General features: G+C 64.5%; 1 protein-coding gene and 1 pseudogene. Both read right to left on the reverse strand.

What is annotated here, in order from left to right; all coding sequences use genetic code 11:
* Positions 1–94: 94 nt before the first annotated feature.
* Positions 95–1,273 carry an alanine--glyoxylate aminotransferase family protein gene (locus EN994_RS30270; protein ID WP_063168890.1) on the reverse strand — a complete coding sequence of 393 codons (1,179 nt, stop codon included), beginning with the start codon at positions 1,271–1,273 and terminating at the stop codon, positions 95–97.
* A gap of 25 nt (positions 1,274–1,298) precedes the next feature.
* Positions 1,299–1,657, reverse strand: a pseudogene (locus EN994_RS30275) (N-acyl homoserine lactonase family protein); the annotation flags it as partial.

The following is a 1,657-nucleotide window of genomic DNA, read 5'->3' on the forward strand; positions in this document are numbered from 1 at the left end:
TGCCGATACCCTGCGCAGCGCCCGTAACCAGGGCCGTCTTCCCCGCAAGCCGTTCAGTCATGAAAATGCTCCCTCAATCCGTGGTGATATCTGTTCAGGCGTCGGCGTCGATCACGGCCAGCGCCGCGTCGATACCCCTGCCGATCGCCAGTTTCTGGCCGGCCGCGTTCATGGCGCCGCCAAGTGCCGTCAGCGCCGCGATCGCATAGATCGGCTGGGCGGTCGGACCCATATGGCCGATGCGCGTCAGCTTGCCCAAGGTCTCGCCGCGGCCAGACGAAAACACCACCCCGTAACGGGCGCGGGCAGCCTGGCGAAGCGCCTTCTCGTCGACACCTTCGGGCGTGCGGACAGCGGTCGTGGTCGGCGACGCGATGCTGTCGCTGGCCGCCCAGATCGACAGGCCCATCGCAGCAATGCCCGCGCGCATGGCCTTGGCGGTGAGCGCGTGGCGCGCCCATACCGCCTCCGGCCCCTCATTGAGATAGAGGTCGAGCGCGACATCGAGCCCGTTGATCTCCGAGACCGACGGCGTGAACGGAAACGGCTTATCCCGCGACCACGCATGCTCCCAATCGACGATGCTCAGCATCGACGCGCGGGGGGCTGCCTCGTTGCTCTTCATCTTGGCCCAGGCCCGCTCGCTGACGCCCATCATCGTCAGGCCGGGAGGCGCGCCCAGGCATTTGTTCGGGCCGGTGACATAGATATCGGCCTTGCAGTCCTCCGGGTGCGTCTGCATGCCGCCAAAGGACGAGACGGCGTCGACGATGAGATAGCCGCCATGCGCTGAGACCAGCGCGCCGATGGCGTCGATCGGATTGATGGTGCCGGACGGCGTGTCGTGGTGGCAGACGGAAACGACGGTGATCTCCGGGTGCGCCTTCAGCATTGCCTCGACCGCCTGCGGATCTATCGCCTCGTTGTAGGGCACCTCGATCTCGAGCAGATGTGGCGAATAGCGCTTCGCCCAATAGCCGAACCCCTTGCCGTAAACGCCGGAGGCAAGGTTGAGCACGACATCGTCCGGCGTGATCAGCGAGGCCGCGGCGGCCTCCAGGCCAAGCACCGGCTCGCCATGCAGGATGACCGGCTTGTTCGACAGCCGCATCGCCTTTTGCGCCTTGTCGACCACACCCTCATAGAAAAGCTGGAACGCCGGGTCGTAGTCGTAGAGCACCGTGCGGCCGAGACCGCGCAGCACTTCGGCATAGGCGTTCACCGGTCCCGCGGTCAGGGTGATGACCGGATCGGCGTGTTCGAGATAGCGCATCGTCTTGTCTCCGGATTGGCGGCGGTCAGCCGTAGAATTGCGTGCCGGTCTTGTAGGTCTTGAAGTTGTCCATGTCGTGCGAGTACATCAGCTCGGCGCCATGGTCTTCGGCGAGTTTCTTCACCTTGCGCATCGAATTGACGCCCGCCACCGGATCGATGTGGAAGGCCGCCTGGCACAGCGTCTCGAGGCTCTTCTGCGTATAGGCCGCATCGATCGTGAACATGATCGGCTTGCGCTTGGGGAACTCGACCAGCAGGCTGTAATGGCCGATCGAATGGCCGGGCGTCGAGATCAGCCGGACGCCCCTGGCAAGCTCGACGTCGCCATCAATGCCTTCAAAGGTCGAATTCGCCCGTGTCGTTCCCGCAAGCAATTGCCCGG

Source organism: Mesorhizobium sp. M7A.F.Ca.CA.002.09.1.1, from assembly GCF_003998555.1.
Lineage (GTDB): Bacteria > Pseudomonadota > Alphaproteobacteria > Rhizobiales > Rhizobiaceae > Mesorhizobium > Mesorhizobium ciceri.